A 25,138-nucleotide genomic window follows, 5' to 3' on the forward strand; every position below is an offset into this window, starting at 1 on the left:
AACTGCCTAAACACTTAAGCGCTAAGGTTATAGCGCTTTAAAGCTGTGCAGCCGGTGTTGTGCTTTTGTTAGGTTTTGTTCATATAAAATTGGGATACAGCGCATTGCTTCATCAATGGCATCTTCAATGCGGGCGTATTCTTCAGGTGGCGCTTTTGACAATACATAGCCTGTTACTTTACTCGCATGGCCCGGGTGGCCTATGCCAATGCGCAAGCGCAAAAATTCTCGCTGATTCCCCATGCTGCTAACAATGTCCTTTATGCCGTTTTGGCTAGAGCTTCCGCCGCGCTTGAATTTGGCAATGCCGGGGTCAAAATCCAATTCGTCGTAGGCGACTAATATTTCATCAATGTCAATTTTATAGAACTGACAAACAGCAGCAACAGACTTGCCGCTTAAATTCATAAACGTAGTGGGAATAAGAAGACGGACGTCTTCATCGGCAATAATGCCGCGTCCCGAAAAACCAAAAAACTTAGGGTCGAGTTTTAGGTTTATAGCAAACCTTGACGCTAAGCTTTCTAAAAATTGTGCACCGGCGTTGTGCCGTGTTTGATGGTATTGTGGGCCTGGATTACCTAGGCCCACAATTAGCCGTATAGCGGACACCAATTAATCCTTGGCGTCTCCTGCTGCGTTTGGAGCATTAGGGGCAACTGGTGCGCCTTCCTCTTCGTCATCAGCAACTGCAGCGCCTCTAGCTTGTTTAATACTAACAACCGCTAAATCGTGCTCTTCGCCTCTTGTTAATTCAACAGACTCGACGCCTTTTGGGAAGGTAACATCAGATAAGTGAAGTGTCTCATCTAGCTTAACGTTAGCTACGTCTATCTCAATGAACTCAGGCAGATCTTTTGGTAAGCAGGTTATTTCTATTTCATTCATGTGGTGCTCAGCGTGGCCGCCTTCAAGTTTAATAGAGTCTGCTTTGTCTTCATTCATAAAATGAATAGGTACGTTTGTAGTAAGTAACTCACCAGCAACGATACGAATAAAATCAATGTGCGTTACTTTTGGCTTAAATGGGTGGCGCTGCATATCTTTAACCAACGCTTCTTCTTTCTTACCGTCTATATTGATAGTCAGCACGTGTGAGTAGAAGGCTTCAAAATCTTGCGCTTGATTCACTTTGTTGTGATCAAGCGAAAGTGATACTGGCTCTTTGCCGGCACCGTAAATAATAGCGGGTACTTTTCCAGCGTGACGTAGGCGGCGGCTCGCACCTTTCCCTAAGTCAGTGCGCACGGTAGCATCCAGAGTAAATATTGCATCAGACATTATATGTCTCCAAGGTTTGTATTATTACGATTGCGTAAATAATACGATTAAGTGAGTAGCTTTTTGCGACCAAAAACTACGTGATATACAGTTGTTGTGTTCGTTAACGACAGTGCAGTATCTTATTGATAATAATGTCTATGTAAACGTATAAAAACACCTTAAAATATATATGCCGCTTGTTCGAAAACGGCGGCATATTTTAGCACTTATATTGCATAGCTTACAATCTGAAATTGTCTAAAAGCAGTTTATATTTACATGCTCTGATTTATATCGCTTACTTTTGAGTCGTCAATGATTTTTATCTCGAGTACTTTAACTAAGGTGCCAAACTGCTGTGTGGTCATTCTATCGGTTATGGGCTGCACCTTCATCTCAACAATTAAGCCATTTTTACGATGCTCTTCTTTCAAGCCAGAAGGCATATATTTTTTGCCATCATTAGCAATGAAACTGTAAAACCCGCCTTCAAAGCTTTGATACCGAATTTGACCGGTAAGAATCATTGTTTTGTCTTCTTTTAATTGCGGATCTACCGTTTTCACCACTGCCATTTGAGATTGATAAATGGGGCTTTGAGCTGTGCTTGCTGTGCTTTTTTCTGTAATCTTGTTACTGCCGCAGGCCGATACACTCACCATCATTATTGCGGCAACGAAGTATTTTGGTAAATTAACATGATTTTGTGTCAATACGTTTAACATTTGTTGTTCTGTACTTTATGTAAAGTGACGCGGCTAAAGCTGAGGTGTGTCAAAGTCAGTAGTTTGTATAAAAGGCGATCAGACATTATTTCCCTCAATATTTGGCAAGGATAGTGGCCTTTAGTTCCCTCATACCCGTTGCAGCAACATAAAAAAGGCCTACCAAAAGATAAGCCTCAACTATTAAATATGCAAGTGTAATTTAATATTCAAACATGGCCGATATAGACTCTTCGTTGCTAATACGACGGATAGTTTCTGCTAGCATCTCAGATAAGCTCAACTGCTTCACTTTTTTGATTTTTTTCATTTCAGCGGAAAGCGGAATACTGTCTGTTACAATAATTTCATCAATTAATGAGTCTTCTAGGTTTCTCGCGGCATTACCAGAAAATATTGCATGCGTGGCGTAAGCATATACGCGTTTTGCGCCGTGGGCTTTTAAAGCCTCGGCTGCTTTTGCTAAGGTGCCACCGGTGTCAATCATGTCATCTACAATGATGCAGTCTCGGTTTCGCACATCACCAATAATATTCATTACTTGCGCAACGTTTGCTTTTGGACGGCGTTTGTCGATAATCGCCAAATCGGTGTCGTTGAGTAGCTTTGCTGTGGCTCTTGCTCTAACCACGCCGCCAATATCGGGTGATACTACCACGGGCGAGTCAAAATCTCGTTGGAACATGTCATCAAGCAATATGGGGGTACCAAACGCGTTGTCTACAGGCACATCAAAGAAACCTTGAATTTGCTCTGCGTGTAAATCGACGGTGAGAACCCGATCTACGCCCACGTTAGACAAAAAGTCGGCGACTACCTTAGCGGTAATGGGCACTCTGGCAGAACGCACGCGGCGGTCTTGTCGAGCGTATCCAAAGTAAGGGATAACCGCAGTAATACGACCTGCAGATGCGCGCCTAAAGGCGTCAATCATAACGATAAGTTCCATTAGATTGTCGTTGGTAGGAGCACAGGTTGATTGGATAATAAAAACGTCGGAACCGCGTACGTTTTCATGGATTTCTACGCTGATTTCACCGTCACTAAAGCGACCGCAAGTAAGATTTCCTAATTTTGTGTACAAACGTTCGGCGACTTTCTGGGCAAGTTCAGGAATGGCATTTCCTGTGAAGAGCTTCATATCAGGCACAAGTTATTCCTCGGTGCGTATTAACTATATTGGCTGGGATGGCAGAGATTGAACCTTTTAATGGCGGGATCAAAAGACGCTGCTTTACCAACTTGGCAGTACCCCAAATGCATGTTCAGGGGCAGTGATACTTTACGATTACGTACATTGTGCAAGCTTTACATGCAGTGGAGATACATCAAGGCCTTTAGCAACGAACGCTGTGACCCTATCAGGTAAATACTGCATGACGTCTTTTGCTCGTTCTAATGTAGTAAATTTGGCAAAAACACTGGCACCTGTGCCCGTCATTCTCGACGGTGCGTAGTGTAGCAATCTGTTGAGTAAATTTGCAACCTCAGGTTGCAAATTACAGACTAATTTCTCACAATCATTTCGTGTTAATGCAAATTTATACTCATTAATATCTAGTTTATGAGAATTTCTGGGTAAATCAGGATGCGTAAAAATTGCCTGCGTAGAAATATGCGCATCGGGTGTCGCGATTAAATAGTAAGCGGGTTCAATATGAGTATTACTTAGTTTATCGCCAATGCCATGGGCAAATGCACTGTGACCATTAACGAAAACGGGTACGTCTGCACCCAACGACTTGCCCAGCAAGAGCAGCTCGCTTTGACGTAAATTGCACTGCCACAAGTAATTTAACGCCACCAACACAGTGGCTGCGTTAGACGAACCACCGCCTAATCCAGCGCCCATTGGAATTTTTTTACGTACATAAATATTAGCGCCTAAAGATGGATTTGACCGATAAGGCAGCAGCAAACAAGCCGCTTTATAAATTAAATTATCTTGTGTTTTTACGCCGTCAATATTATCGCTAAGTGTGACGTTGGATAATGCGTTAAGCTCTATGCCTATTTTGTCGCCGTAATCGAGCAGTTGAAACAGCGTCTGTAGCTCATGATAGCCATTCTCATGACGGCCACAAATATGCAAAAATAGATTAATTTTTGCGGGGCTAGGCCACCATTCAAGCGTAGGTTTTATTGCGGGGCTTACTGGCTCCATTCACTAATTCTCATTTTAATGGTGGCTTGGTTACCTGAGTTGTACATATTTATTTGTGTGGGTAATTGGTATTGAATGTTGTTTATGGTCACATTAGCATAGCTTGTATAGTCAATTGTCCATTGGTCGCAGCGAGATTTTTCGCTGCCTTCATTGGCGCAAACTGGTTTTATTTGCTTGATGAGTCCATTCTCATAGCGCGTAATTTGCTGGGTGTTTTGCGCCATCACTACCGTTGTATACGAATCGTTAGCTGTGAGCTTATTATTTAAGCGTCCGCCTGGTGAAGCTGCACCTTTTACCCAAGTGCTTAACTGCTCCAAGGGGACCTGCCATCCCGTTGTTTGATAAATTAGCGCGGACGGCGAAGGGTCTCGATAAGTTTTGCCATCGGCTTGCAGTATGGCCAGTTGTCCGTCAAACGACAGCGACGCGACATTAATGCCTAGAACACTGCTTAGATCAAACTGCATGCTACGATTATTTTGCTGCCAGTTCATGTAAGCACTTTTTCGCTGGGAAGGGCTTATAAATGCAATTTTACCTTTTAATTTCCACTGCTGAAGCTGCGCTAAATTATTATTTAAATTAATCACGGCTTGGCTTTCTAAAGCCGGTTTGCCTGAACAAGCTGCTAAGCAACATACTACCAAAACACAGGCAAGGCGTTTTATATGACGCTCTTTCAATAAGCCGCCTATTACTGTCCGTTTTCTTGAACAAAGTGTGCTTAAAAAAAGATTGCTCAAACAAGTATCTCTAAAAAATTTATAAATTGAAGCGCTATGTTGCCCAAAGCTAAGCTGTAAATGTGGGCGATTAACGCACTTATAACAAGACATGTATGAAACTTCATGTTAATTCGTTTTTGAACACTCAAGTTGATACTAATCTACGCTTAAACATACGGCAATATCATGTTTTTTTCTAACCTTAATTTGTATTTCTTTAAATCTAAGCCACTTTTGACTACAATGCGCTGTCAATGAATAACCTTACTAGAAATCATAATACATGAGTTTTATCGCCATTGGCATAAATCACCAAACCGCGCCTGTTAACATACGTGAAAAGGTGGCATTTACGCCCACGACACTTGCAGGTGCGCTAAAAGATTATGCACAGCGAAAAAAAAATGCTGAGCTGGTTATCTTATCGACTTGCAATAGAACCGAGATATTTGCCAATAGTGAGCAAATAAGCCCTGCGGATTTGTCGACGTGGTTAGCCGAAATTCATCAGTTAGACTTAAGTGAATTAGGGCAATACTTGTACACTTACGAAAATGCGCCAGCCATAAGACACCTGATGCAGGTAGCCTGTGGCTTAGACTCTCTTATTTTGGGTGAGCCGCAAATACTGGGGCAGGTAAAACAAGCGTTTTCGGAAGCAAAACACGTTGGCACAGTGAACGGTCACTTTGAAAAAATTTTCCAAAATACCTTTGCCGTAGCCAAAAAAGTCCGCACCCAGACCGACATTGGGGCGAACGCTGTGTCTGTAGCCTACGCAGCAGTGCAGCTTGCGAAACAAATATTTTCAGACTTATCCAATAGTCATGTCATGCTAATAGGCGCGGGGGAAACTATAGAGCTTGTGGCCAAACACTTAGCCCAGTTTGACTTAAAAAAGATAACCGTTGCAAATCGCACGCTAGCCAACGCGCAAGCACTGGCCGACGCCTTACAAACTGAGTCCGAAGCCATTACCATTAGTGAGATCCCAGGCCGCCTAGCAAAAGCTGACATTGTGATCAGTTCTACTGCTAGTCCTTTACCAATACTAGGCCAAGGCGCAGTGACTAGCGCACTAAAAGAACGCAAATACAAACCCATGCTAATGATCGATTTAGCCGTGCCGCGCGATATTGAAGAGCAGGTAAGCGAGATAGATGATGTATACTTATACACGGTTGACGATTTACAGCATATTGTGCAGCAAAATGTAGCGAACCGCGAGCAAGCGGCCAGTCAAGCCAATGAAATTATTCAAAACAGTGTGTTAGAACTGCTGCTTTGGATAAAACAGCACAAAAAAATTGATTTAATAAAAACCTATAGAGATAAATCCGAAGCTACCCGCCAAGCACTAGCAGAAAAAGCGCTGGCAAAACTTGCGCAAGGTGAAGCGCCCGAAAAAATATTACAAGAATTCAGCTATAAGCTATCTCAAGCAATGATGCATAGTCCTACAAAAGCGATGCAAAAAGCCATTGTTGATCCTAAAACAGGCGCGCTAGATTTGCTTGAAGATATATTTGGCCGAAATAATAAGTAGGCGTAGCTGATAAAATGAAGATTGAATGAACACACACTGTTTTTTGTAACAGTGTTACTACATTCACATGGCGGTGCTTTTACTAAGAGAGCTAGCCGCACTAAGGAAATACATGAAAGACTCGGTAATACAAAAATTAGAATCGTTGGTTGAACGCTTTGAAGAGGTTCAAGCACTCTTGGGCGATCCAAGTATCATCGGCAACCAAGATAAATTTAGAGGATTGTCAAAAGAATACTCACAGTTAGAAGAAGTAGTTAAGCAGTTTGGCGAATTTCAAGGCGCACAACGTGATATAGCCTCTGCGCTTGAAATGATCCAAGAAGAAGATGCGGAAATGCGCGAAATGGCGCAGGAAGAGCTTAAAAACGCAAAGAAGAACAGCGAGCAAATAGAAACAGATTTACAAATACTACTGTTGCCACGCGATCCTGACGACGACAACGACTGCTTTTTAGAAATAAGAGCTGGCGCGGGCGGCGACGAAGCGGCAATTTTTGCCGGTGACATGTTCAGAATGTATTCTCGCTACGCTGAAACGCAAGGCTGGCGCTTAGAAGTGATGAGTGCGAGTGAAGGCGATCACGGCGGATATAAAGAAATAATCGCGCAAATTAGCGGCAACGGCCCCTACGGTATATTAAAATTCGAGTCTGGCGGACATCGCGTGCAGCGTGTTCCTGACACAGAATCTCAGGGCCGCATTCACACCTCGGCTTGTACCGTTGCCGTATTGCCGGTAGTGCCTGAATCTCAAGCCATTGAAATTAACCCTTCCGATTTACGAGTAGATACTTATCGCGCCTCGGGTGCGGGTGGGCAGCACGTTAACAAAACCGACTCGGCCATACGTCTTACGCACATCCCTTCGGGTGTGGTGGTAGAGTGTCAAGATGAGCGTTCACAACATAAAAACCGCGCTAGAGCAATGTCGGTATTGCAGGCAAGACTTAACAATATCGAAAAAGAAAAGCGTGACGCTGAAGAAGCCAGTACTCGCAAGTCACTCGTTGGCAGTGGCGATCGTTCAGAGCGTATTCGTACTTATAACTTCCCCCAAGGGCGTGTTTCTGATCATCGTATCAACCTTACCTTGTATAAGCTAGACGACGTAATAGCCGGTGACTTAGGGGCACTGTTAGGCCCTATTAGACAAGAGCATCAGGCCGATTTATTAGCAGCGCTAGCGAGTGATTAATACCTTGTTGCGCGCAGTGATCGTGAAGGGCAAGTTGGATTGAAAGTCGGATTCAATGCTGAATTAAAGGCCACTGCACGTTCTATTCATGGAGCGTGCTAAACCATGCATAAATGCGAAAATATAGATGAGATTAGCATTTCAGGTTTGCTGGATTGGGCAAAACATCTTATTCAGGCGCAACATGATCTAATGTTTCAAGCGCCACCGCTTGAGGCTAGGTTATTGTTTACTTTTGCCACGAAGGAAAACCACACATGGCAGATAACATATGGCAACCAAGCGGCTACTCAGCATTTGAGTAAGGAGCAAATAGCGCTTTATGTAAAGGTGGTAAATCAAAGACTCCGTGGCACCCCCATCGCGTTTATTTTGGGTACACAAGAATTTTGGTCACTCACTTTAAAGGTATCAAAATGCACCTTAATTCCGCGTCAAGACACTGAAATATTAGTTGAAACGGCGCTGTCTTTGCCACTTCCTTACAGTGCTTGTGCGCTCGATTTAGGCACAGGCACGGGCGCAATTGCGCTTGCACTAGCGAAAGAGCGAAAGCAGTGGCAAGTACTTGGTATCGATAAAGTAGCGCAGGCCGTTGAACTTGCCCGCGAAAACGCTTTGTTGAATAATGTGCAGGCTGTTTTTTTGCAAAGCGATTGGTTTAGTGCGCTTGATACTCACGAAGGACGCAAAACCTTTGACATTATTGTGACGAACCCCCCCTATGTGGAAGAAGATAGCAACTGTGTTGCGCAAGGTGATTTGCGTTTTGAGCCCTTAAGCGCCTTAGTTTCTGGCAAAGACGGTCTAGACGATATTAGGCACATTATTCGCCAAGCCAAACCATACTTAAATGAGGACGGTTATTTATTGATTGAGCATGGCGCAGGGCAATACAAAAATGTGCAGTCATTACTTAAACATGCAGGTTTTGTTGATATAAGGTCGGTGGCAGATATTAACCAAATTCAGCGAATTACGCTGGGTAAATCGATCATAACGACATCTTAGTATGTAAATGACCCACAAGCGTAAATAAATAGAGACAATTGCAAGTAACGAGTAATATCGACGGTTTGTCATCTAAATACGACAAGCAGCCAAAATAACCAAGATCCACAATTTTTAAAATAAAAAAGAGAACTAACACTATGTATACAATAATAAAACACCTGCACCTGACTATTATAGTGCTGACCTTCGTATTTTTTGTGATTAACTTGGTGTTAACCATGAAAAACTCTGAACTCGTCAGAAATAAATTTTTGAAAATTAGCCCGCATATTTTGTATACCTTGTTTGTGCTTACCTTCATTTACCTAAGCTACATAAATCCCTTAGAACTCTATCCCTTTGTTAACGGCTGGGCATCTTCAAAACTAGCTGGCTTTGTATTTTATGTGCTATCTATTACCTTGGCGCTGAAGTGGGCGAAAAACAATATGTGGCGTGTTGCCGGCGCTATTAGTGCAGTATTTTGGCTAGTGGTCACTGCACGCTTAGGCTTTGCCGATCACATAAAAGTGAAAGGCATCAGCGAAAATGTAAGCACATATTTGCCGTTGTTAGGTGATACGCTGCGCGCGATTGTATAAGTCTATCGCTTGTTCATGAGTGCGTGTTCAAGACACGAGTTTTCATGATCAGGCTACCAACATTTCTATATGAAAAGGGAGCGTTATGCGTCCAATTGAACAAGTAAAGGTAGGCAATTTAACGGTGGCTAACAATAAGCCATTTGTGCTTTTTGGCGGCATGAATGTGCTTGAGTCAGAAGATCTTGCTATGAAAATCGCCGAAACCTACAAAGAAGTCACTACCAAGCTGGGTATTCCTTACGTGTTTAAAGCCTCGTTTGACAAAGCAAACCGTTCGTCGGTTAATGCCTACCGAGGCCCCGGAATGGAAGAGGGCATGCGAATATTTGAGCGTATTAAAAAAGAATTCGACGTGCCCATCATTACTGATGTGCACGAGCCTGCTCAAGCGGCGCCGGTAGCTGAGGTAGTTGATGTTATTCAGCTTCCGGCTTTTCTAGCGCGCCAAACCGACTTAGTCGTAGCCATGGCCAAAACAGGCGCGGTTATCAATGTAAAAAAACCCCAGTTCTTAGCGCCCCACGAAATGGCGCACATTATCAATAAATTCGATGAAGCCGGTAATCAAAATATCATACTGTGCGAACGCGGCAGCTGTTATGGTTACAACAACCTAGTGGTAGACATGTTGGGAATGGACCTTATGAAACCGATGGCGCCAGTCATTTTCGATGCCACACACGCACTGCAAATGCCCGGCAAAAGGAGCGACTCCGCAGGCGGCAGACGCCAGCAGGCCGCGCAGCTAGCTAAAAGCGGCATGGCCTTGGGCATTGCCGGTCTGTTTATTGAGTCACACCCCGACCCCGACAATGCGAAATGTGACGGACCGTGCGCGTTGCCGCTTAGCCAATTAAGCGCATATTTGACACAAATCAAAGCGGTGGATGATTTAGTGAAGTCGTTTGACGACTTGCATATAGACTAAAGCTAAGCACAATAGCTAAGCTTTTGTGCATTAATCTTAGTGATAGTTTCATTTACTAAAAGTCATCATTGTATTTATAGCATTCACTTTATCAGACAATGAAACGGTTTCCATAACCCGAACTAATGGGCAATAAAAAAAGCTAAGTAATTTCTCACTTAGCTTTTTGTAAACGAGCTACCATATTAAGGTTTGAACAAACGCAGATTAAATCTTGCTTAGTAACGCATTTAGCGTTGCGCTTGGGCGCATTGCTTGTGCTGCTAGGGCGTCGTCGGCAAAGTAGTAGCCGTTAACATCCATTGTCTTTCCTTGCGCGCTGTTGAGCTCGTTTACAATAAGCGACTCATTTTCTTGCATAGCTTTTGCAACTGACGCAAATTGCATCTGCAGCTGAGCGTCGACGCTTTGCTTAGCAAGTGCTTGAGCCCAGTAAAGGCCGAGGTAAAAGTGAGAGCCTCTGTTATCAAGCTCGTTTACGCGCCGTGAAGGTGACTTGTTCTCTTGCAAAAACATTGCGGTGGCTTCATCAAGCGTGTCAGCCAATACTTTAGCTTTTGGATTACCGGTGCTAACACTTAAATGCTCAAGGGAAGCAGCAAGGGCTAAAAATTCACCCAAAGAATCCCAACGTAAGTGATTTTCTTTTTCAAACTGCTGAACGTGTTTAGGCGCAGAACCGCCTGCGCCGGTTTCAAACAAACCACCGCCGTTCATAAGCGGTACAATTGAGAGCATTTTTGCACTGGTGCCTAACTCTAAAATTGGGAAGAGGTCGGTTAGGTAGTCACGCAATACGTTACCGGTCACCGAAATAGTATCTTCACCTTTAGCGCAGCGAGCGAGCGTATACTCAGTGGCTTCTACGGGGGCCATTATTTGAATATCTAAGCCTTCAGTGTCGTGGTCTTTTAAGTAGGTATTCACCTTTTTAATCATTTGTGCATCGTGAGCACGGTTTTCATCTAGCCAAAAGACGGCAGGGGTGTCTGAAGCGCGAGCGCGTGTTACGGCTAATTTAACCCAGTCTTGAATAGGCGCATCTTTAGCTTGACACATTCTCCATATATCGCCTTGTTCAACAGTGTGCTGCAATAATGTGACACCTGCACTGTTAATTACGCGCATGGTTCCAGGCGCAGACATTATGAAGGTTTTGTCGTGTGAGCCGTATTCTTCTGCTTTTTGCGCCATCAGGCCAACGTTAGGGACGGTGCCCATTGTGGTGGGATCAAACGCGCCATTCTTCTTACAAAACTCAATAACCGAGGAAAATACGCCGGCGTAGTTACGATCGGGGATCATAAATTTGGTGTCTTTTTGATGACCGTCAGGCCCCCACATTTGCCCCGAAGCTCTTATAGCCGCAGGCATAGAGGCGTCAATAATAACGTCGCTTGGCACGTGCAGGTTAGTAATGCCGCGATCAGAATCAACCATGGCCATGTCGGGACGTGTTGCGTATACCGCTTGAATGTCGGCTTCAATTTCAGCTTTTTTGTCGGCAGGCAGTTTCGCAATTTTTGCATAAACATCACCCAAGCCGTTTCTTACATCTACCCCAAGTTCGGCAAATGTGCTGGCGTGTTTAGCAAATACATCTTTATAGAATACTTCAACTGCTTGACCGAATATAACCGGGTCAGACACTTTCATCATGGTGGCTTTCATATGAAGAGAGAGCAAAACGTCCTGTTCTTTGGCTAAATTGATTTCTCTTTCAAAAAAGCTGTTTAGCGCTGCGCTGCTCATTAACGAGGCATCAATGATTTCTTTGTCGATTAATGACACTTTTTCTCTTAACACAGAGACTAGGTTGTTTGCATCAATAAATTCAATGCGCACATCTTGCGCGTCACCTATGGTGGTGGAAAGTTCGCTGCCGTAAAAGTCGCCGCTGTCCATATGTGATACATGTGATTTAGAGTCTGTAGACCAGGCGCCCATTGAATGCGGGTTAGTGCGAGCATATTGCTTTACTGAGCTTGGCGCACGCCGATCTGAGTTACCTTCGCGCAAAACAGGGTTTACCGCAGAGCCAAGTACTTTCGCATAGCTTGCCTGTATTGCTTTTTCTTCGTCGGTGTTGGCTTTTTCTGGAAAATCAGGTAAAGCATAGCCCTTGGCCTGAAGCTCTTTTATAGCGGCTTGAAGCTGTGGCACCGAGGCACTAATGTTGGGTAATTTAATGATGTTCGCCTGCGGCGTTTTGGCAAGTTCGCCAAGCTCGGCTAAATCGTCGCCTATGCGCTGTTCTTCTTTCAAATAACTAGGGAAACTCGCAATGATACGACCCGCTAATGAAATGTCGCGTGTCTCAATACCAATCTCGGATGAAGCGGTAAATGCTTTTATGATGGGCAACAGCGACTGTGTTGCTAAAGCGGGCGCTTCGTCGGTAATGGTATATATGATTTTGGATGGTTCAGTAGTCATTAAAAGTCCTGTAGTTGATTGAATATTAGCGTTCATTTTGCTGTTCACACTTATTCGCGACATATTATCGCGATAAATAGGGCTGTCTGTATTACTTGTCGCGCAATGACACAATATGAAGCGCGTAAAGTGGGGCGATATTTTATACGAAAACACAGCGTTTTTACAGTCCGCAATGACAATAGAAATATCTTTTAAATAAAACTAGGCCGTTTAAGCACTTCTTCAGATTTTAGGAAAATTTATTATCTACTTTATTGCATAAGAGATTAGTTTCAATATTAAAGATTTGTGTTTATTTATTGGCAAGTATGAACAAGCCTCACGGCGAGCCCGGGGGTGCTAAGCTACTTAAGTCGTATAGCCAAAGCTATTGCGTACTTATATGATATTAGACTATTCTAGGGGAATGCAGTAATTTACATATTTGCTTATGCGCTTGCCAATATATGCCTCTCAAATATCACTATGCATGATGCGTACACACCACAGTAACAACTGAACTAGAGTTAGATGCTGATTTTTTTACAGCATTTATTTATGCTTTTACTCAAACAAGGAACCACTTCATATGTCAGATAATAAACAAAAAATTATTTATACTCATACCGATGAAGCGCCATTGTTAGCGACCGCCTCGCTATTACCGATTATTCGCAAGTTTACCGCGGCGGCGGATATAGAAGTAGCGCTTAGCGATATATCAGTGGCAGCCCGCGTGCTTGCAGAATTTCCTGAATACTTGAGTCAAGACCAACAAGTGCCTGATAACCTAGCCGAACTTGGGCGATTAACCCAAGAGTCCTCCACCAATATTATTAAACTACCCAATATCAGTGCTTCTGTTGGGCAGCTAAAAGCTTGTATAAAAGAGCTACAGCAAAAAGGCTTTGCTATTCCTAACTTTCCTGACGATCCTAAAACGGATGAAGAAAAAGCACTGCGCAATCGTTACGGTAAAAGCTTAGGCAGTTCGGTAAACCCCGTGTTGCGCGAAGGTAATTCTGATCGTCGTGCACCAAACGCGGTGAAAAACTTTGCGCGTAAGCACCCACATTCTATGGGCGAATGGAAGCAATGGTCGCGTACTCATGTTTCACACATGCATAAAGGCGATTTCTACGACGGTGAACAATCTATCACGCTAGACCAAGCACGCACCGTTCGCATGGAACTACTTGGGGACAATGGCAACACCACCGTATTAAAATCTGAGCTTTTTTTGCAAGACAAAGAAGTTATTGATTTAATGTTCATGAGTAAAAAGGCACTCTGTGATTTTTACGAAGAAGAAATGGAAGACTGCCGAGAGTCAGGTGTTTTGTTTTCGCTGCATGTTAAAGCGACTATGATGAAAGTGTCTCACCCAATTGTGTTCGGCCACGCGGTTAAAATCTATTATAAAGATGCATTTGAAAAACACGGCGCATTTTTTGACGAACTAGGTATTAACGTGAATAACGGCATGGCCAGTTTGTATGAAAAAATAGCTGATTTGCCGGCGAGTAAACGTGAAGAAATTGAGCGTGACCTGCACGCTTGCCAAGAAAATCGGCCGCGCCTAGCCATGGTCGATTCTGCCAAAGGTATTACTAACTTCCATTCACCAAGCGATGTTATTGTTGATGCCTCTATGCCTGCAATGATCCGCTCAGGCGGTAAAATGTGGGGCGCCGATGGTAAGAATTATGACTGTAAAGCGGTAATGCCTGAATCTACTTTTGCGCGTATTTATCAAGAAATGATAAATTTTTGTAAGTGGCATGGTAATTTTGACCCAATGACCATGGGCACTGTCCCTAACGTTGGTTTAATGGCTCAAAAAGCCGAAGAATACGGTTCACACGACAAAACATTTGAATCGTCTGATGCCGGTATTGCCCGTGTTGTTGACGTGAAAAGCGGTGAAGTACTGTTAGAGCAGCGCGTTGAAAAAGGCGATATTTGGCGTATTTGCCAAACCAAAGACCTGCCTATTCAGGACTGGGTGAAGCTGGCAGTAAACCGTGCGCGCGACGCGAAAACCCCAGTTGTATTTTGGCTTGACCCGTATAGACCGCATGAAAATGAGCTAATCAAAAAAGTAAGAAGCTATCTTAAGGATCACGACACAAGCGGGCTTGATATTCAAATTATGTCCCAAGTTCGGGCAATGCGCTATACACTTGAGCGGGTGGCGCGAGGCCTTGACACTATTTCGGCAACGGGCAATATTTTACGTGATTATTTAACCGACCTATTCCCCATTTTAGAGTTAGGCACCAGTGCAAAAATGCTCTCGGTAGTGCCGCTAATGAAAGGCGGCGGCTTGTTTGAAACAGGTGCCGGTGGTTCAGCCCCTAAGCATGTGCAGCAGTTGCTAGAAGAGAATCATTTGCGTTGGGATTCACTGGGTGAATTTTTAGCACTGGCCGTTTCTATCAAAGACTTGGGTCAAAAGCATAACAATACAAAAGCTAAAATTTTAGCGCAGACACTCGATACTGCCACTGAACGCTTACTGGATAATGATAAATCACCGTCGCGCAAAGTGGGTGAAATTGACAACCGAGGCAGTCATTTTTACCTAAGTTTGTTCTGGGCAGACGAATTAGCGAAGCAAGTTGAAGACGCCGACCTAGCTGCACATTTCAAACTATTGCATACGCAATTAAGCGATAATGAACATATTATAATGCAAGAGTTAAATGACGTGCAGGGTAAGTCTGTAGATGTAGGCGGATACTTCTTAGTTGACCCTGAACTGTGTAGCAAAATAATGCGCCCTAGCGGCATATTTAACAGCATAATCGATAAAACTAGCTAGCATTCTAGGCTTGTAAATAGCCGTTTGAGCCCAGGATACCTTGTTTGACCAATGTATCTTGGACCTTCAAAGGGTAAACATTCTGCACGCCCAAACCCTTCAAATCTTGTTTGTCTACTGGGCCATAATAAAACTCTATTGCGTTATCGTATTTGCTGAATAAGCCATAGATAGCTTGCCAAGTCAGCGGGGCTGTTTTGCTAGGTTTTGCGCTGTGCTTGGTGAGTCTAGTATCGCTTGGCATATGTAGCCACTGTTAAGCAACTCATCAAACTGACAGTTTACCCTTGCTGCTGGTTATCTTGCGCGAGTAGTTCATCTACAAGTCTTACTGCATCGCCAATGTAGTTTGCTGGAGTCATTTTTTTCATTGACTGCTTAGCCTCCTCGGGCAGATCTAATTGGTCAATAAAATGCGCCATTGCGTTGGCGTCTACTTTTTTACCCCGGGTAAGCTCTTTTAGCTTCTCATAAGGTTTTTCTATCCCGTAGCGGCGCATTACGGTTTGAATAGGTTCTGCTAAAAGCTCCCAGTTGTTATCAAGCTCTGCGGCTAAACTAGCCTCGTTCACTTTTAACTTGCTAATGCCTTTTAAGGTGGATTGATACGCGATAATCGCATAGCCAAACCCTACGCCTAAGTTGCGCAGTACCGTTGAGTCGGTTAAGTCACGTTGCCACCTGCTAATGGGCAACTTGGCCGCAAGGTGAGCAAATATGGCATTGGCTAAACCCAAGTTGCCTTCAGAGTTTTCAAAATCGATGGGGTTCACTTTATGCGGCATAGTGGACGAACCAATTTCGCCTGCAATGGTGCGCTGTTTGAAGTGACCTAAGGCAATATAACCCCATATATCGCGGTCAAAATCAATGAGTATGGTGTTGAACCTTGCAAATGCGTCGTATAGCTCGGCAATGTAATCATGCGGTTCAATTTGGGTGGTAAATGGGTTATGAGTCAAGCCTAATGACCTTACAAACTCTGCGCTTAATTCATGCCAGTCGATATCTGGATAGGCGCTTAAATGCGCATTGTAATTTCCTACGGCGCCATTTAGCTTGCCTAACATAGGTACTGCTTTTATTTGTGCATATTGACGTTCTAGGCGCACTGCAACGTTCGCCATTTCTTTGCCCATCGTGGTGGGAGAGGCGGGTTGTCCGTGGGTTCTGGCCATCATGGGAATGCTGCGATATTCCTTTGCTAAGGTTTTTAGCGCGTTTATCAGTTCAAGGCAATAGGGCAGCACCACATCAGCTAAGCCGCTTTTCAGCATAAGCGCATGTGACAAGTTATTAATATCTTCCGAGGTACATGCAAAGTGAATAAACTCGTTGATAGCATTCAGTTCTGCAAGGCTACTTACTTGCTCTTTTAAAAAATACTCAACGGCTTTGACGTCGTGATTAGTGGTACTTTCAATATCTTTTATTCGCTGTGCATGGTGTGGTGAAAAATTATCCACAATATCATTTAGTAAGGCATTTGCGCTTTGTGAGAAAGCTGGTACTTCGCTAATGGCGCCGCACTTAGAAAGTGCTTGTAGCCAGCGAACTTCTACTGTCACTCTGTGTTTAATGAGGCCAAATTCACTGAAGTAGGGTCTCAATGCTTGGCTTTTACTGCCGTATCGGCCGTCAACGGGGGAAAGTGCTGAAAGTGCAGATAAATCCATTTTATTACCTATTTATGTAAATGTTGCTGTGATGAAACTGGTGTGAATATGCCTAAATAAAATGCCGACCATTACGCTGCGAAAACAGCTGTATTGTTGCTTATATCGCTGACTACATTGCTCTAACTGCGCTTTGTGCACTTTCTAAAAGCGCTTTTCTATTTAATAAAATATGTCGGCGCTTTCCACCTAACTGACGCCACAGTACAGCCGCTCTCACGCCGGCTAACAGAAGGGCTCTTATCTTTTTTTGATTATTCTCAACGCTTAAATATTGAGGATTACCCGCTATTTGAATTTTAGGCGCAAGCGAGCTTACGACATCGGTGTAAATAGAGGCTAAATTGGTGATGATTTGATAATTTTCAAAATCGACATGATCAAGCTGACGTTGCACATGAGATACTCTCTGGCTCAGGTCATCCATGGCCTTTGTCTGACGGCTCAGTTTACGTTCTAAACTCAAAATAGAGGCAATATAGCGAGTTAGTTCTGCGTCTTTGAGTTTATTATTAGAGTCTATTTGTTTTACCAGCGTGGTAAAGCCTAATCGTAAATTTGGCAATGCGCCAAATACTTGCTGGGTATTGTCAGGAGAAGTAACTAAAATACTCGACAAACTGGCTTCTACCGCGCTCTTGTCGGCTTCGCCTTTACGCGCAATGCTTTGCACTAAACTCGCGCTTTGGCAAACTCCCGCAAGGGCTAATTGTTGCTCTTCAAATTGTGTAGTCATATAGGATTAGGCGCGCTTTAGTTGTTCTTGGTTTTTGTCATCTGTTTTGAAGTAGCCATCAATAATGCCGCCTCCTAAACACACATCGTTTTTATAAAATACAGCAGACTGACCTGGCGTAACCGCCTTTTGTGGTGTCGCAAACATGACCTTCGCGGTGCCATCGCCATTTGGAATATACTCGCAGGGAATATCGCTTTGCCGATACCTAGTTTTTACCGTTATGTGCATGGCTTTGCTAGGCTGCACTTGTTCTACAAAGTGCAGTTGTGTGGCAATCAGGCCATTTGAATATAAGCTTTCATGATCACTGCCTTGCGCCACAATAAGCACATTGCGGGAAATATCTTTTTCAACTACGTACCATGGCTCTTCACCGTGCTCTTTTTTGCCCCCAATCAGTAGCCCTTTACGCTGGCCTAGCGTGTGATACATGAGGCCGTTGTGCTTACCAATCTCTTCACCGTCGATGGTTTCAATAAGGCCGGGGGTTGCGGGTAAATACTGTGACAAAAAGTCGTTGAATTTACGCTCACCTATAAAACATATGCCGGTGCTGTCTTTTTTATTGTGGGTCAGTAAGTCGTGTTTTTTGGCTATTTCTCTTACTTCTGGTTTAGGTAAGTGTCCAATAGGAAATAAGGTTTTGGCAATATGTTCGTGGCTTAATGTGTATAGAAAATAGCTTTGGTCTTTATTGTCGTCAGCGCCGCGTACCATTTGCCATTTGTCGTCTACAAGTCTGCGCTGGGTATAGTGGCCGGTAGCAATATAGTCAGCGCCTAAATCTTCAGCGGCAAATTCTAAAAAGGCTTTGAATTTAATTTCTTTATTACACATTATATCGGGATTGGGGGTTCTGCCTGCTTTATATTCTTCTAAAAAATATTCAAACACGCGGTCCCAATATTCAGCCGCAAAATTAATGGTATGTAAATAAATGCCAAGCTTGTCGGCTACTGCCTGTGCATCGGCTAAGTCTTGGGCGGCGGCGCAGTATTCTTCATTGTCATCTTCTTCCCAATTTTTCATAAACAAACCTTCTACTATGAAGCCTTGCTGCTGCAATAATAAGGCAGATACCGACGAGTCGACCCCGCCAGACATGCCGACAATTACTTTAGTTTCACCAGCAGGTTTTGATAAATGATGATTGATTTTTTGCATAATTTACGAGTATAAGCTCAATGGTAGATTAGACGGTGTTAGCCGATAAAACGACATAGCTGTATGTAGCTTTAGGCAATACGTAGTTATCACACAAGTATAGCAAATCTCTTACCTTTAGCCATCCCCTGAAATTGTTAAATACTCACCGTTGTCAACTCCGTCTAAAGTCCACTTTCCTATGGCGTAGCGAATTAGCCGTAGCGTTGGGTGTCCAATGTGAGCTGTCATTCGTCTTACCTGCCGGTTTCTGCCTTCACTAATGGTGATTGATAGCCATGCTGTAGGAATGTGCTTGCGTTGTCGAATAGGTGGATTTCGATCCCAGATATTTGGTGCACGCATAATGTTGATTTTTGCTGGTGCCGTTATACCATCTTTTAGCTGCACACCTTTCGCTAAGCGATGTATATCTTCCTTGCTAGGGACCCCTTCTACTTGTGCCCAGTACGTTTTATTGGTTTTATGCTTGGGTGACGTGATTTTATTAGCAAGTGCGCCGTCATTTGTGAGCAATAATAAGCCTTCGCTGTCAAAGTCAAGCCGGCCTGCGGCGTATATGTTAGGTATATCAATAAAATCTTTAAGGGTGGTTCGGTCATTTTCGTCGGTAAATTGACACAGCACGTTAAAAGGTTTGTTGAATAGAACCGTTGTAAAAGATTTACAGTCAGCTGCTATTTTGCTGCGTGCAGGATGATTACTCTTTTCGCGCGAGGATGCTTTTTGAGGCGCGGTCGCTGACATTTTGTAAAAAGGCTTTTTGCTCTTTTGCTCAGGGTTCATTAGATTAATATAACATAATTAAGTAGACTATATTCTATATATAGCGACCATAAAAAAAGCAGGGTTAAACTTGCTTTTCAAAGTAAGCTATCACTTTGCATAAGGTAAGAGTCTTGCTGGACTTGTAAGCTATCTTATCCCACAGTTCAAGCTCAGATGTACACAGATGGGTGAGGCTAACTCTTATTCGTTATCTCTCAGGCTCTTGGTCGCTATCGGGCAAGCCAATGTTTTCAGCGTGCAAACCTTTAGGACCTTCTTGTACTTCATAGCTAACTTCCTGTCCGGCTTTCAGTGATCGATAACCGTCCATCTGAATAGTTGAATAATGCGCAAAGATATCGTCTCCTCCATCTTCTGGGACTATAAAGCCGAAACCCTTCGCATTATTGAACCACTTTACTTTACCAACTGCCATCGTCGTACTTCCTATTCCTTGAAATATTTACTGTTCGTCTCCATAACCATTCTAGCTAAGAAGAATGAGTGATAAAGTGATGTATGGTACGCAACTAAGTTATCACTTATAAACTAGAGTAGTAATTTAAAGCGGATTTTGTCAAGTAAATATCGAGCTTATCATTGAATAAACTCATAAGAATCCAAATGAATAGCTAAATCTGAATAAATAACTAAATCTGTGGTCCTAAGCTACAGTTTTCTATTATAAGTAATTATGAGTAAAGATATTATAAATATAGAGCGTGAGAAGCAGCTCGACAAGCAACGCCAGAAAACATCGCCTCCACCAATGTACAAAGTCATGCTAAATAACGATGACTATACGCCAATGGATTTTGTTGTGGAAATACTAGCGACCTTTTTTGCTATGGACATCGAAAAAGCAAATCAGATAATGTTAACCATACATTATCAAGGAAAAGCAGTCTGTGGCATATACAGTGCAGAGATTGCAGAAACGAAAGTCATGCAAGTGAATCAATATGCTCGAAAACATCAACATCCATTGATGTGCTCGATGGAACCAGCGCAATAGGGGTACATATGTTAAATAAAGATTTAGAGCAAACGCTTAACGAAGCATTTGTTTTTGCGCGCCAACAACGTCACGAGTTTATGACGGTAGAACATCTTCTACTGTTGCTACTTGACAATGTCGCGGCGAGCGAGGCCTTAAAGGCTTGTGGTGCGAAAATAGATTTATTACGCACAGAGCTGAGCGTCTTTGTAAATGAAACCACGCCCTTGTTAGGCGAAAACGACGCTGCTGATCGCGAAACACAGCCGACATTAGGCTTTCAGCGCGTTTTACAACGGGCAGTGTTTCATGTTCAATCTTCGGGTAAGGGCGAAGTTACAGGTGCGAACGTGCTCGTAGCCATTTTTAGTGAGCAAGAATCGCAGGCTGTCTACATACTTAAAAAAGCCGACGTGACTCGATTAGACGTAGTTAACTTCATTTCTCACGGTGTGAGTAAAAACCCAGATGAAGATACGCCTTCTCAAAAAATGAATGAAGAGGCGGGTAGCGAGAGCGAAGAGAATCAATCAATGCTGTCAAAATATGCAAGCAATCTGAATATTGCCGCTAAAGAAGGCAAGATTGATCCTCTCATTGGCCGAGATATGGAAGTTGAACGCAGTATTCAAATTTTGTGCAGACGCCGAAAAAACAATCCTTTACTAGTGGGTGAAGCAGGTGTTGGTAAAACAGCCATTGCAGAAGGACTAGCGTTTAGGATAGTAAACGACGATGTGCCTGAGGTTATTGCTCAAAGCACTATTTATTCACTAGACTTAGGTGCGCTGTTGGCAGGTACTAAATACCGCGGTGATTTCGAGAAACGTCTTAAGGGTATTTTAAACGAGCTAAGTAAAGACCGTGATGCCATTTTGTTTATCGATGAAATTCACACTATTATTGGAGCGGGTGCAGCCTCTGGCGGTGTTATGGACGCCTCGAACTTACTCAAGCCGAAATTAAGTAGTGGTGAGTTGCGCTGCATGGGTTCTACCACTTACAAAGAATATCAAGGCATTTTTGAAAAAGACAGAGCACTTGCTAGACGATTCCAAAAAATTGATGTGGCAGAGCCTAGTGTTAGCGACACCACTAAAATATTAATGGGGCTTAAGTCACGTTATGAAGAGCATCATAGTGTGCGCTTTACGCAAAAAGCGTTGCAAGCGGCCGCAGAACTATCTGCGAAATATATTAATGAGCGTAAATTGCCAGATAAAGCAATAGATGTAATTGACGAAGCGGGTGCTAGCCAGCGTTTGTTGCCACCATCGAAGCGTAAAAAGACCATTAATGTGTCAGACATAGAGCTGATAATATCTAAAATAGCGCGCATACCTGAAAAATCAGTGTCGGCATCAGATAAGTCGGTACTTAAGAACTTAAGTCGTAATTTGAAGATGGTGGTGTTTGGTCAAGACGAAGCCATTGAGCAAATGTCCTCCGCCATTCAACTATCGCGCTCTGGTTTAGGCAATGAAACAAAACCAATTGGTAACTTTCTATTTGCAGGTCCAACAGGTGTAGGTAAAACCGAAGTGACGCAGCAGTTGGCCAAAATAATGGGGGTTGAGCTAGTGCGCTTTGATATGTCAGAGTATATGGAGCGTCATGCTGTTAGCCGCTTAATAGGCGCGCCTCCTGGTTATGTTGGTTATGAGCAAGGCGGAATGCTAACTGACGCGGTTATTAAAAACCCATACTGTGTGGTGTTGTTAGACGAAATGGAGAAAGCGCACAGCGATATTTACAATATACTGCTACAGGTGATGGACCATGGCACACTAACCGACAACAATGGCCGTAAGGTAGATTTTAGAAATGTTGTGCTGGTAATGACCACTAATGCCGGTGTACAGGCCACAGTACGCAAGTCTATGGGCTTCAAGCAGCAGGACCACAGCAGTGATGCAATGGTTGAAATAAACAAAACGTTTACGCCTGAGTTTAGAAACCGACTTGATAGTATTGTGTGGTTTAATCACTTAGATGAACAAGTCATTATGCAGGTTGTTGACAAGTTTATTATTGAACTCCAAGCGCAGTTAGACGCTAAAGGCGTTTCCTTAGAAGTGACTGACCAAGCACGCGAGTATATGGCTGAGAAAGGTTATGATAAATCGATGGGTGCAAGACCTATGGCGCGTTTAATTCAAGAAGAGTTAAAGCGTGAACTGGCATCGCAGCTTCTGTTTGGTACTCTAGCTAACGGTGGTGAAGTTGAAGTAGGACTTAAAGATAAAAAGTTGACTTTTACCTATAATAAGGTCGAAAGCGCTAAGAGTGAAGAAGTGTAAACAATTTGAAGGCTAAAACAAAAAACGCTGTCAATATGACAGCGTTTTTTTTGAGTAATTTGTAGGCCTTGATGACCACTAAGCCTAATCCACCTAATTAGCCCTACTGGCTACGCATTTACGTATTAGCGAGCACGGTATATTATGCGGCCTTTGCTAAGGTCGTAAGGCGTCATTTCGACGGTTACCTTGTCACCGGTAAGTATACGGATGTAGTTTTTGCGCATCTTTCCAGAGATGTGCGCAGTAACGACGTGTCCATTTTCTAACTCTACGCGAAACATGGTGTTAGGAAGTGTGTCTTGCACGGTACCTTCCATTTCAATACAATCTTCTTTTGCCATCTAAGTGGGTAACCTCGGTTTATTATAAATAATGTTGCTAGTGATATGCTTAAGTAGTTTTGCTATGTGTTCATAATCCGTTCACACACTTTGCCTATATACCGAGGTATATCAATGGCGCAAAATACAGACGCGCGAACGATACGCGAAAAACGGGTAATAGTAAAGATAATCCTGTTATAGTTATTATCTAAAATAAGCATTAAACGAGCATCAGGATTGCTGTAAAGTTCCATGCCTATTCACTTATGGGGTATTTACTATCGTATTTAAGCCACTTATTTTGCTGGTGACGTTCATGGGGATAGAACTTGTTCTTGTAATTCATTTTATTGCATTCGTCTATTTGATAGCCAAGATATAAGTACTGCAACTCAAGTTCTTGACACAGCTTTATTTGCTGTAAAATAAAATAGGTGCCTAGCGATTGCTTGCCCATGTTAGGGTCAAAAAAAGTATATAGAGCTGATAAACCCGACGTTAACTTGTCGGTAACCGCCACCCCTACCAATTTGCCGTCTATTCTACCTTCTATAAAAATAGGAGATTGCCAATGGCAGTGGACAAAACTGCGATACTGCTCATAAGAAGGAGGGAACATTGCACCATCTTTATGGGCAATATTAATATATTTTTCATACAGTGAATAATAATCGTCACGTTCACCCTCGAGAACTTTTATTACTACATTTTTGTTTTTGTTTACCACGCGTTTTTGGCTTCTACTGGCCGTAAAATCTGCTACTGGTACTCTTAGCGATTCGCACGCAGTGCATGTTTTGCAATTGGGTCTATATAGCTGCTCGCCACTGCGCCTGAATCCAGCTTGTATCAGCAGCGGATAATTGTTGTAAAGATCGGTGGGATCTTCCATACAAACAAGCAGCTGTTCCTGTCTATTGGCAATATAACTGCATTCAAAAGATTGGGTTACACCAAACTTCATATTAATAACTTCACCGTTAGAAACTCACTTTATATATGTATTTTGTGCTGATTACGATCGCCACTATCATAACCTTAAGGATTGAACTTGCCAACAGTCTACAGTTTGTTGATGCTGGCATAATAAATCTATAAATTCACTGCGGTCAATAGCGACACAGCCAAGCTTTTCTAAATGCGGATTAACTAATTGGCAGTCTATTATAAGCAAATTATGCATCTTCATATGCGTACAAAGTGCTAAAAAAGCTGCTTTGCTAGCATCTGTTTGCAAATGAAACATTGACTCACCGCAAAAAATACCGCTTACCACTACACCATATAATCCGCCTACCAGCTCACCGCTGCCGTTTGTTATTTCAACAGAATGGGCATAACCCTTTTGATGCAGTGCTTTGTAGGCATTTAGCATGTCTGGGCTTATCCAGGTGTTGCTTGAAATAGAATCTTCAGACGCTTGAATATTATTAAGATCGTGGCGCTGTACGCTTGAGCAATGCTCAATAACGTCATTAAAGCGCGTGTTTAAACTCGCGGTATAGCCATGTTTACGTATGCTTTTACGTAAGCTTTTATTGGCTTTAAAATGTTCTGTTCGAATAATTGCTCGTGGTGAAGGCGACCACCATAAAATCGGCTCATGTGCATTATACCAAGGAAAGATTCCTCGTTTGTATGCACTAATTAGCCTAGCTGGCGATAAGTCGCCTCCAAAGGCAAGCAGACCGTTGGGCTCATCAAGCGCAAGCTCTAACGCCGGAAAAGAAAGCGTATGGTTTAGCTTAAATAACTCTATCATAGGCTTATTTT

At 43.0% G+C, this 25,138-nt stretch carries 24 protein-coding genes; 8 read left to right on the top strand and 16 right to left on the bottom strand.

The window, feature by feature from the left end; all coding sequences use genetic code 11:
• Positions 1 to 27: 27 nt before the first annotated feature.
• From pth to lolB, 6 genes are all read right to left on the bottom strand, one after another.
• Positions 28 to 612: an aminoacyl-tRNA hydrolase gene (gene pth / locus GPUN_RS02870; protein WP_006003234.1), complete on the bottom strand. Its 585-nt coding sequence runs from the start codon at positions 610 to 612 to the stop codon at positions 28 to 30.
• 3 nt (positions 613 to 615) lie between these two features.
• Complete coding sequence (locus tag GPUN_RS02875) at positions 616 to 1,281, bottom strand: 50S ribosomal protein L25/general stress protein Ctc (protein ID WP_006003237.1); 666 nt, start codon at positions 1,279 to 1,281, stop codon at positions 616 to 618.
• Positions 1,282 to 1,538: 257 nt separating this feature from the next.
• Positions 1,539 to 1,988 (bottom strand): hypothetical protein, encoded by a 450-nt coding sequence (locus tag GPUN_RS13600; RefSeq protein ID WP_006003239.1) that lies wholly within the window; start codon positions 1,986 to 1,988, stop codon positions 1,539 to 1,541.
• Positions 1,989 to 2,190: 202 nt separating this feature from the next.
• Positions 2,191 to 3,138, bottom strand: coding sequence for a ribose-phosphate pyrophosphokinase (locus tag GPUN_RS02885; RefSeq protein ID WP_006003241.1), 948 nt, complete (start codon positions 3,136 to 3,138; stop codon positions 2,191 to 2,193).
• Between the two features lie 138 nt (positions 3,139 to 3,276).
• Positions 3,277 to 4,152, bottom strand: coding sequence for a 4-(cytidine 5'-diphospho)-2-C-methyl-D-erythritol kinase (ispE, locus tag GPUN_RS02890; protein WP_006003242.1), 876 nt, complete (start codon positions 4,150 to 4,152; stop codon positions 3,277 to 3,279).
• On the bottom strand, positions 4,140 to 4,841 hold the full coding sequence (lolB, locus tag GPUN_RS13605; protein WP_006003243.1) for a lipoprotein insertase outer membrane protein LolB: 702 nt from the start codon (positions 4,839 to 4,841) through the stop codon (positions 4,140 to 4,142). The genes ispE and lolB overlap by 13 nt, the downstream gene beginning before the upstream one ends.
• Before the next feature lie 325 nt (positions 4,842 to 5,166).
• On the opposite strand from lolB, the gene hemA reads away from it, so the two are divergent.
• The 5 genes from hemA (at position 5,167) to kdsA (ending at position 10,153) form a co-directional block, all read left to right on the top strand.
• Positions 5,167 to 6,429, top strand: a complete 1,263-nt coding sequence (hemA, locus tag GPUN_RS02900) for a glutamyl-tRNA reductase (RefSeq protein ID WP_006003244.1) — start codon at positions 5,167 to 5,169, stop codon at positions 6,427 to 6,429.
• Between the two features lie 112 nt (positions 6,430 to 6,541).
• The gene (gene prfA, locus GPUN_RS02905) at positions 6,542 to 7,627 is read left to right on the top strand and encodes a peptide chain release factor 1 (RefSeq protein WP_006003245.1); all 1,086 of its coding nucleotides are present in this window, start codon (positions 6,542 to 6,544) and stop codon (positions 7,625 to 7,627) included.
• Positions 7,628 to 7,732: 105 nt separating this feature from the next.
• On the top strand, positions 7,733 to 8,638 hold the full coding sequence (gene prmC, locus GPUN_RS02910; RefSeq protein WP_006003246.1) for a peptide chain release factor N(5)-glutamine methyltransferase: 906 nt from the start codon (positions 7,733 to 7,735) through the stop codon (positions 8,636 to 8,638).
• A 140-nt stretch (positions 8,639 to 8,778) separates the two neighbouring features.
• Positions 8,779 to 9,222: a SirB2 family protein gene (locus GPUN_RS02915; RefSeq protein ID WP_006003247.1), complete on the top strand. Its 444-nt coding sequence runs from the start codon at positions 8,779 to 8,781 to the stop codon at positions 9,220 to 9,222.
• 85 nt (positions 9,223 to 9,307) lie between these two features.
• A complete protein-coding gene (gene kdsA / locus GPUN_RS02920) occupies positions 9,308 to 10,153 on the top strand; it encodes a 3-deoxy-8-phosphooctulonate synthase (protein WP_006003248.1) in 846 nt (281 codons plus the stop codon).
• A gap of 207 nt (positions 10,154 to 10,360) precedes the next feature.
• On the opposite strand, the gene GPUN_RS02925 is transcribed toward kdsA, so the two are convergent.
• The gene (locus tag GPUN_RS02925) at positions 10,361 to 12,589 is read right to left on the bottom strand and encodes an NADP-dependent isocitrate dehydrogenase (RefSeq protein WP_040520096.1); all 2,229 of its coding nucleotides are present in this window, start codon (positions 12,587 to 12,589) and stop codon (positions 10,361 to 10,363) included.
• A gap of 571 nt (positions 12,590 to 13,160) precedes the next feature.
• On the opposite strand from GPUN_RS02925, the gene GPUN_RS02930 reads away from it, so the two are divergent.
• Positions 13,161 to 15,395: an NADP-dependent isocitrate dehydrogenase gene (locus GPUN_RS02930; protein WP_006003250.1), complete on the top strand. Its 2,235-nt coding sequence runs from the start codon at positions 13,161 to 13,163 to the stop codon at positions 15,393 to 15,395.
• A gap of 4 nt (positions 15,396 to 15,399) precedes the next feature.
• Here the strand turns inward: GPUN_RS02930 and GPUN_RS02935 are convergent, their stop codons facing one another.
• The 6 genes from GPUN_RS02935 to cspD all read right to left on the bottom strand — a co-directional run bounded on the left by GPUN_RS02935 (position 15,400) and on the right by cspD (position 20,178).
• Positions 15,400 to 15,639, bottom strand: coding sequence for a hypothetical protein (locus tag GPUN_RS02935; RefSeq protein ID WP_006003252.1), 240 nt, complete (start codon positions 15,637 to 15,639; stop codon positions 15,400 to 15,402).
• Between the two features lie 37 nt (positions 15,640 to 15,676).
• On the bottom strand, positions 15,677 to 17,071 hold the full coding sequence (purB, locus tag GPUN_RS02940) for an adenylosuccinate lyase (protein WP_006003254.1): 1,395 nt from the start codon (positions 17,069 to 17,071) through the stop codon (positions 15,677 to 15,679).
• Positions 17,072 to 17,183: 112 nt separating this feature from the next.
• The gene (gene hflD / locus GPUN_RS02945; RefSeq protein ID WP_006003257.1) at positions 17,184 to 17,807 is read right to left on the bottom strand and encodes a high frequency lysogenization protein HflD; all 624 of its coding nucleotides are present in this window, start codon (positions 17,805 to 17,807) and stop codon (positions 17,184 to 17,186) included.
• A 6-nt stretch (positions 17,808 to 17,813) separates the two neighbouring features.
• Positions 17,814 to 18,974, bottom strand: a complete 1,161-nt coding sequence (mnmA, locus tag GPUN_RS02950) for a tRNA 2-thiouridine(34) synthase MnmA (RefSeq protein WP_006003258.1) — start codon at positions 18,972 to 18,974, stop codon at positions 17,814 to 17,816.
• A gap of 117 nt (positions 18,975 to 19,091) precedes the next feature.
• Entirely contained in the window at positions 19,092 to 19,760 is a 669-nt protein-coding gene (locus GPUN_RS02955) for a pseudouridine synthase (RefSeq protein WP_006003260.1), read from the bottom strand.
• Between the two features lie 190 nt (positions 19,761 to 19,950).
• Positions 19,951 to 20,178 (bottom strand): cold shock domain-containing protein CspD, encoded by a 228-nt coding sequence (gene cspD, locus GPUN_RS02960; RefSeq protein ID WP_006003262.1) that lies wholly within the window; start codon positions 20,176 to 20,178, stop codon positions 19,951 to 19,953.
• Between the two features lie 258 nt (positions 20,179 to 20,436).
• On the opposite strand from cspD, the gene clpS reads away from it, so the two are divergent.
• Together clpS and clpA are read left to right on the top strand one after the other, a co-directional pair.
• A complete protein-coding gene (clpS, locus tag GPUN_RS02965) occupies positions 20,437 to 20,757 on the top strand; it encodes an ATP-dependent Clp protease adapter ClpS (protein ID WP_006003264.1) in 321 nt (106 codons plus the stop codon).
• 8 nt (positions 20,758 to 20,765) lie between these two features.
• Entirely contained in the window at positions 20,766 to 23,039 is a 2,274-nt protein-coding gene (clpA, locus tag GPUN_RS02970) for an ATP-dependent Clp protease ATP-binding subunit ClpA (RefSeq protein WP_006003265.1), read from the top strand.
• Between the two features lie 125 nt (positions 23,040 to 23,164).
• On the opposite strand, the gene infA is transcribed toward clpA, so the two are convergent.
• The 3 genes from infA to aat form a co-directional block, all read right to left on the bottom strand.
• The gene (gene infA / locus GPUN_RS02975; RefSeq protein ID WP_006003271.1) at positions 23,165 to 23,383 is read right to left on the bottom strand and encodes a translation initiation factor IF-1; all 219 of its coding nucleotides are present in this window, start codon (positions 23,381 to 23,383) and stop codon (positions 23,165 to 23,167) included.
• Positions 23,384 to 23,621: 238 nt separating this feature from the next.
• Positions 23,622 to 24,329, bottom strand: coding sequence for an arginyltransferase (locus GPUN_RS02980; RefSeq protein ID WP_006003274.1), 708 nt, complete (start codon positions 24,327 to 24,329; stop codon positions 23,622 to 23,624).
• 66 nt (positions 24,330 to 24,395) lie between these two features.
• On the bottom strand, positions 24,396 to 25,127 hold the full coding sequence (gene aat / locus GPUN_RS02985) for a leucyl/phenylalanyl-tRNA--protein transferase (protein WP_006003275.1): 732 nt from the start codon (positions 25,125 to 25,127) through the stop codon (positions 24,396 to 24,398).
• Between the last annotated feature and the right edge of the window lie 11 nt (positions 25,128 to 25,138).

This window comes from Glaciecola punicea ACAM 611 (assembly GCF_000252165.1).
In the GTDB taxonomy this organism is placed as follows: domain Bacteria; phylum Pseudomonadota; class Gammaproteobacteria; order Enterobacterales; family Alteromonadaceae; genus Glaciecola; species Glaciecola punicea.